Origin of the sequence: Schleiferilactobacillus harbinensis DSM 16991 (assembly GCF_000425885.1) — a bacterium.
Classification (GTDB): domain Bacteria; phylum Bacillota; class Bacilli; order Lactobacillales; family Lactobacillaceae; genus Schleiferilactobacillus; species Schleiferilactobacillus harbinensis.
This window is the reverse complement of the sequence record NZ_KE384472.1, coordinates 1-5,886: the sequence shown is the minus strand read 5'-3', so window position 1 is coordinate 5,886 and position 5,886 is coordinate 1. Positions and strand designations below refer to the sequence as shown.

9 protein-coding genes, 2 tRNA genes and 2 rRNA genes are annotated in these 5,886 nt (G+C 46.5%); 4 read left to right on the top strand and 9 right to left on the bottom strand.

Annotated features, from left to right (window positions below; genetic code table 11):
- From H627_RS20990 to H627_RS0116230, 3 genes are all read right to left on the bottom strand, one after another.
- A partial coding sequence (locus H627_RS20990; protein WP_162143247.1) for a DUF1351 domain-containing protein occupies positions 1 to 176 on the bottom strand: 176 nt, incomplete at its 3' end.
- A gap of 4 nt (positions 177 to 180) precedes the next feature.
- Entirely contained in the window at positions 181 to 426 is a 246-nt protein-coding gene (locus H627_RS0116235; RefSeq protein ID WP_027829759.1) for a hypothetical protein, read from the bottom strand.
- Positions 427 to 440: 14 nt separating this feature from the next.
- The gene (locus H627_RS0116230; RefSeq protein WP_027829758.1) at positions 441 to 785 is read right to left on the bottom strand and encodes a hypothetical protein; all 345 of its coding nucleotides are present in this window, start codon (positions 783 to 785) and stop codon (positions 441 to 443) included.
- Between the two features lie 232 nt (positions 786 to 1,017).
- On the opposite strand from H627_RS0116230, the gene H627_RS19895 reads away from it, so the two are divergent.
- On the top strand, positions 1,018 to 1,203 hold the full coding sequence (locus H627_RS19895) for a hypothetical protein (RefSeq protein ID WP_016363728.1): 186 nt from the start codon (positions 1,018 to 1,020) through the stop codon (positions 1,201 to 1,203).
- 107 nt (positions 1,204 to 1,310) lie between these two features.
- On the opposite strand, the gene H627_RS0116220 is transcribed toward H627_RS19895, so the two are convergent.
- Entirely contained in the window at positions 1,311 to 2,084 is a 774-nt protein-coding gene (locus tag H627_RS0116220) for a phage antirepressor (RefSeq protein ID WP_027829757.1), read from the bottom strand.
- A 2-nt stretch (positions 2,085 to 2,086) separates the two neighbouring features.
- Positions 2,087 to 2,341 carry a helix-turn-helix domain-containing protein gene (locus tag H627_RS0116215; protein ID WP_027829756.1) on the bottom strand — a complete coding sequence of 85 codons (255 nt, stop codon included), beginning with the start codon at positions 2,339 to 2,341 and terminating at the stop codon, positions 2,087 to 2,089.
- A gap of 160 nt (positions 2,342 to 2,501) precedes the next feature.
- Between H627_RS0116215 and H627_RS18910 the strand changes: the two genes are divergently transcribed.
- The 3 genes from H627_RS18910 (at position 2,502) to H627_RS18905 (ending at position 5,169) form a co-directional block, all read left to right on the top strand.
- A complete protein-coding gene (locus tag H627_RS18910) occupies positions 2,502 to 3,224 on the top strand; it encodes a S24 family peptidase (RefSeq protein WP_051225522.1) in 723 nt (240 codons plus the stop codon).
- 102 nt (positions 3,225 to 3,326) lie between these two features.
- On the top strand, positions 3,327 to 3,815 hold the full coding sequence (locus tag H627_RS0116205; protein ID WP_027829755.1) for a hypothetical protein: 489 nt from the start codon (positions 3,327 to 3,329) through the stop codon (positions 3,813 to 3,815).
- 214 nt (positions 3,816 to 4,029) lie between these two features.
- Positions 4,030 to 5,169: a site-specific integrase gene (locus H627_RS18905; RefSeq protein ID WP_051225520.1), complete on the top strand. Its 1,140-nt coding sequence runs from the start codon at positions 4,030 to 4,032 to the stop codon at positions 5,167 to 5,169.
- A gap of 181 nt (positions 5,170 to 5,350) precedes the next feature.
- Here the strand turns inward: H627_RS18905 and H627_RS0116195 are convergent.
- The 4 genes from H627_RS0116195 to H627_RS0116180 all read right to left on the bottom strand — a co-directional run.
- A tRNA-Ser gene (locus H627_RS0116195) sits at positions 5,351 to 5,441 on the bottom strand.
- Positions 5,442 to 5,480: 39 nt separating this feature from the next.
- A tRNA-Asn gene (locus tag H627_RS0116190) sits at positions 5,481 to 5,553 on the bottom strand.
- Positions 5,554 to 5,565: 12 nt separating this feature from the next.
- Positions 5,566 to 5,682 (bottom strand): 5S ribosomal RNA (gene rrf / locus H627_RS0116185).
- Positions 5,683 to 5,783: 101 nt separating this feature from the next.
- Positions 5,784 to 5,886 (bottom strand): 23S ribosomal RNA (locus H627_RS0116180); the annotation flags it as partial.

Below are 5,886 nucleotides of genomic sequence, written 5' to 3'. Positions count from 1 at the left end.
CGTGATTGCTTGGCTGCTTTGAGTGTCCGTTCGGTGATCATCAGATTAGCGTACTTGGCGGCAATAGCCTTGGTCTGCTCAACCATGGCGTCATAGTTCTGGATAGCCAGAGACGCCGGCGTGAATTCCACACCGAAATTCGTGACACTTGGCGTGTTTTGGTTTACATTAGTCATGATGTTAATTTCCTTTCCCAATGCCGTCTGACGTTGCCCCGTCGGCGGCTTTTTCTTTATTGTTGATCCAGTCAGTAATGTCATCCAGAAGCATGATGTCTGATGCTGTGTTCTTCATGTTTCGATATTGGTCAGGTGTTGGATCAATCGCAATGTTGGTCAGATAGCGGACCTTGCTTTCACGCAGCTCCAACAGATGGCTGTAAATATCAGTTGCTGTTGTCATCACAATATAATTTGCATTGTTCATTCCTTTTCCTCCTATCATTTGTCTGGATAAAGCACCGGGCGCATTCGCCGAGCAATGAGCACCAAGTCGGCCTTATGCTTTTCCCAAATATCAATAAATTCATCGGCAAACACATCGTAATGGCCGTGTGCTTTATCGCTGGGAATCACAACTTTCTTAAACAGCTCATGCCCATCAGGGCTGTGGAGGACACACTGCATGAATTTGTAATCCTTACCGATGTACTTATAAGCTTGGCGGAGTGACCAAACACCATGCAGGTTTTCATGGCTGATTGCTGACTTAAGCCGCTGGTACTCGGCAAACTCTTCATCGTCTAGTGCCGTGTAATGGTGACTGTCGATCTTCATATCGATCATCTGTATCGTCACCTCCTTTCCAATCGTTCCGGAGCAGCTTGACAACTTCGTGCCGGTTGACCCAAACTGCTTTACCTTCTGACCAACAGGCACTGATGATAATGCCGCCAATGATGGCGGACGGGATGTCAATGACTAACATGCGAATCAACCCTTTCATAAATTTTCACGGTTCACCAGCTTCCGACAGTGGGATAATCAAGTCATCTGATGGCGGAAGGAGGTGATTGTTTTGGAGCCTAAAAAGATTGATGATGCTCTGCAACGAGCAGTTGACAAACTTGAACCAGAGCTAAACGTCACTATTCACGCTAGTGACGTTATTGACGCTGTTTCTGAGTCCAATAAGGACAGCAAAAGTTTCTCAATTCGTTTAATTCAGGAAACCCTGCACGAACTTTTTGATGATCGCAATTAATCGCTTATGATGGCCGTTAATTACGATGCTCGTGCTCATGTCTGCTGAAATCTTAGAGTGTCCATTGATGTTGCTTGCATCGATGGGCATTTTTCTGTTTTGCTCGTTCATCGTGAAACCTCCTTTTGTAGAAACTTGTTGATAAAATACTGCTGGCCTTTGCCGGTCACCTTTGGGGTCTTCTGAACTGTTACATGACCGTCCGAGTGACTGATCGCCGTCTCCTTGACTTCGAACAAGCCTAGCTCCATCGCACGTTGTGTCGGGCTGTTGTAATCAGCTCCCTGCCGCTTGATGAGATAACCTTGCTCACGTAGCCAGGAGAACAACCGCTTGGCACCAATGTCAACGCCGTTCTGTTTGAGCACCTTGGCAAGATCACCGACCAAGATGGTTGTATGACTTGTGGCCACCGCGTCTGCAAACAACGCTTTAGGCTTCATTGCTTCGTTGTCAGCCGTAAGAGCGGCCGTACGGGTTTGTTCGAGTTTGAGCTGTGTTGCCAAATTGATGATCGTGTCCGGGTTAAGCAATGCCTTCTCAATCGTTTCCGGTGTCATGTACGCGCCGTGCTTGCGAATGGATGGTAGGACTTGCTCATACACCCAGTCTTGGAAAGGACCAGCGCTAGGCAACTTGCTTTCACTGGCCAACTGATAAAGTCCGGGCTCGGAAATAACCGTCATTGTTTGAGTTCCGAAGGGGGTCGTGATTCGCGACTCCCTTTTGTACTTCGACCTGACGTGGGTCTTGATCGCGTCCCGAAAGTTCTTATATCCGATCGCCATTGCAGCATCTTTACCCACGAAGAACGGCTCACTGTCGATCATCACCGTTCGAAGCTGGTTGCCTTGAAAATTAAATTCCTGTAGTTCATTCATATCTATACCGCCTCCTTTACTGGGTACTTCGGTTTTTCCGAAGTTGGTGACAAAAAAATATCCCCAACCGAAATCCCTAAAGCCTTTGCAATAGCCTCTAAGTTCTTATAACTGGCTCCACGAAGACGATCAATATCACGCTCATAGTTATTAATTGTTTTCACTGTTAAGCCAGACTCAGCCGCCAGCTCATTGACTCGCATGTCTCGAATTCCGCGCCATTGACGAAGCGTGAATTTCTCGGATTTTTCGTTCATTACTGTTTCCTCCTTTCGTTCTTTATGTCTATATAATACAGTTCGGTTTTTCCGAAGTCAACAATAAAATTCCGTTTTTCCGAAATTAAATTCGGAAATATATTTCCGTTTTTCCGAAGTGGTGGTATACTGTTCCTATAGAAATAAGGAGGAACTCGACATGTTTGCAAAAAATCTAAAGTATCTGCGCACAAAACGCGGCTATGATCAGCAGACATTCGCTGAAATGATCCACCGAAGCGTTTCTACCGTCAGTGAATGGGAGTCTGGTAAGTATACTCCAAAAGCGGGAATCCTTGCTGATATTGCCAATATGTTCGGTGTAAAGTTAGACGACATGATGAATAAAGACTTGTCGAAGAGTGCTGACAACACCGTGATTGAGAAAACTACAAATACAATGCGGAAACTCCACCCTGCACGTCAGCAGAAAGTCTGCACGTACGCGGAAAAGCAGCTCGATGAGCAGCAAAACGAAAACGTGATATCACTTGACGACGAGCGCCAAGAACGCCAGCCGATGCTTCTCCATATTGCCGGAACTGTATCGGCTGGGACAGGTGAGTATCTTCCCGACGATGATACGGGCGACGACATTCCATTCAGCGGACCTGTTCCGGATTATGACTTTGCTCTCCGCGTCAATGGTGATTCTATGGAACCGATGTTTGAAGACGGCCAAATAATCTTCGTAAAAAAATGCGATGACTGCGATATCCACAGTGGTCAGGTTGTCATTGCTGATCTTAATGGTGATGCGTACGTCAAAAAGATCGACATCCAACCAGATGGCGTGCGCTTGGTTTCATTGAACCCTAAGTACAAGCCAATACTTGTTGAGAGCTTCGACGACTTCGCAATCCAGGGGATCGTAATGCTATAAAAATAGCCCATCCAAATTTAGGATGGGCTTTAACTTTTTTCGCCGCCCTGCTCTGCGAGGGGTAAAATACAGGGGTGCCAAATATTTGTAAGGAGGCAAATCATGAAGCAAAAGAAGCTTTACAAACGTTGGTGGATGTTGGCGTTGGTTGTGCTCGTAATCGTTGTTGGTGGCGTGGGAATCAGTTATAGATATTTTAGCCAGCCACAGGGCATTATGGATTATCAAGTTTTTAGAAAAACTGCGAATGACAACTTATCAGCATCCAGTATTGATAACCAATTTGGAAATGTCAACAATGATAACCAAAGATTTGTGAGTGATGGCATCACTCTTCATGCGAAAGTTAATCATGGCCAACTTTTAGACGTATCGACTGCTGGCCATATGAACAACAAATTCGCCTTGAGCATGTTTTCTATTACCAAAACATTGTCCATTCCAAATTCTGTTGTTCAGAAGCTAACCGACAAAACATCCGGTGCTTTGTTATCTGGAGTTAAAAAAAAGACAATTTCTTGGGGTAATATGAATGTGCAGATGGTTAACATGGACGATAATATATACGTTTTAGAGGTATCGCGAAAATAAATTATTTTTCGGGCCTCACGGCCCGTACATAGCACGAGGTTTACGCATTTGAAATGCGTGTACTAAAAAAGCCCACCCGCATCTCTTGGCCGAGACGGGTGAGCAAGGGTGAGAAATTGAAGGAATAATGGAATGGGAGAGCGATGCCATGAAAGCCATTCGTAAGGCAACGCTCTTTGCATACCCTATTTTACCAGATTGGGAGGTAAACACAATGGCAGAAATAAAGAAACGTGGGTCAAAGTGGCAGTACCGAGTTTTCTACACTGACCCGGCCACTGGTAAGCAAAAGTCCAAGTCTAAGTCTGGATTCGAAAAGAAGAGCGATGCAATCGCAGCGGCACGGGAACTGGAAGTTGATAAGGAACATGGTGCCAAACTGGCAGAGCGCAGCGTCACGTTCGTGGACTATTACGAGCAGTGGATTAAGGATACAAAACTCGGTGGACGCTACTCTATTGGCGCTGAGAACTGGTATAAACGGGTATTGGACCTTATCCGTGCCAGTTTCCCCGGCGTGGCGCTCAACGACGTTACACGGCGAAAATACATCAAGTTCCTGGACGGCTTTGCTGCTGATCACTCTCATGAATCGGTTCAGAAAGTAAACACGTTTATTCGCGCCATGGTCCGCGACGCAATGTCTGAGCAGATCATTTTCACCGATTTTACTATTGGCGTCAAAAACAACGGCCGACCAGGCATGCCGGAATCAGAGAAATATTTGAGCATCAAACAATTCAAGAAGCTCATCACCGTCACCGAGAAACACTTGACGTCCCGCACTGTCACCGCCTACATGATCTATTTTGCCGCATTCACTGGCGCACGAATGGAAGAAGTGGCAGCCGTCACCTGGGACCGGATTGACTGGCAGCATAAACGGATCACCCTGGATCGGGCCTACGATTATGTGGGACAAAGCGGCTTTAAACGGATGAAAACGCCCCACAGCATCCGCACAATTGATGTTTCAGGCAAACTCTTAGACGCGCTTAGCCAGTTGCACAAGGAACAGTCAGAACGGTATCTCGAAGGCGGCTACCGCGATCCCTTGGGCCTGGTATTCTGTGGGCTGAACTACAAGGTGCCATCCAATAACGCAGTCAATAAGTCGCTGCGCTGGTACGAGAAAGCGGCTGGTATTCCTGCTGATGATATGATCACATTTCACGGTCTCCGGCACACACACGCCTCTTACTTGCTGAGCCAAGGTGTTCAAATTAGTTACATTTCCAAGCGGCTTGGCCACGCCAACATTGCGCTAACTTTAAAAGTATACTCGCATCTGCTGGATGAAACTTATACTCAAGAGGCTGCCAAGGCAACTAATGCCATGCAAGAACTGTTGTAGTACAGTGCGCCATAATGCAAGGCTGTATCAGTGTAGTGTGTAGTGACTTGTGTAGTGGGGTTGCCAAAACTAGGAAATACAATAGATCCCGGGAAAAATAAAAAAGCCCCCGAAACACTGGCTTAGCAGCATTTCTAGGGGCTTAAGATAACTTTTGGAAACATCTGAAAACATGCAAAAACGGAGAGCGAGGGATTCGAACCCTCGATACAGGTTAATGCCCGTATACATGATTTCCAATCATGCTCCTTCGGCCTCTCGGACAGCTCTCCAAGTCGAAAGTTTGATGCACGATCTACTCGTCCCATCAACTCCGGTTGTCAGACTCGAACTGACGACATCTTGATTAACAGTCAAGCGCTCTACCAACTGAGCTAAACCGGAATAAAAAAATAAGAACAGCAGCGTCCTACCCTCACAGGCAGTTTCCCACCAACTACTATCGGCGCTGAGAAGCTTGACTTCTGTGTTCGGCATGGGAACAGGTAGTTCCTTCTCGCTATCGCCACTGTACTTAAATTTGAGAGTTTGTTCTCTCAAAACTGGACATCATGAAGTGTCTTTCTTCGAATCACCAATGTGACTCTTTGAGGTGCGTACCTTCCGGTACGCTCTTGGTTAAGTCCTCGACCGATTAGTACTGGTCCGCTCCACCCCTCACGGGGCTGCTACTCCCAGCCTATCTACCTGATCATCTCTCAGGGGTCTTACTTCCTT

Coding starts and splice junctions, on each gene's coding strand:
- H627_RS0116235 (WP_027829759.1), bottom strand. CDS start 426: ATGAACAATGCAAATTATATTGTGATGACAACAGCAACTGATATTTAC.
- H627_RS18910 (WP_051225522.1), top strand. CDS start 2,502: ATGTTTGCAAAAAATCTAAAGTATCTGCGCACAAAACGCGGCTATGAT.
- H627_RS18905 (WP_051225520.1), top strand. CDS start 4,030: ATGGCAGAAATAAAGAAACGTGGGTCAAAGTGGCAGTACCGAGTTTTC.
- H627_RS0116220 (WP_027829757.1), bottom strand. CDS start 2,084: ATGAATGAACTACAGGAATTTAATTTTCAAGGCAACCAGCTTCGAACG.
- H627_RS0116215 (WP_027829756.1), bottom strand. CDS start 2,341: ATGAACGAAAAATCCGAGAAATTCACGCTTCGTCAATGGCGCGGAATT.
- H627_RS0116230 (WP_027829758.1), bottom strand. CDS start 785: ATGATCGATATGAAGATCGACAGTCACCATTACACGGCACTAGACGAT.
- H627_RS0116205 (WP_027829755.1), top strand. CDS start 3,327: ATGAAGCAAAAGAAGCTTTACAAACGTTGGTGGATGTTGGCGTTGGTT.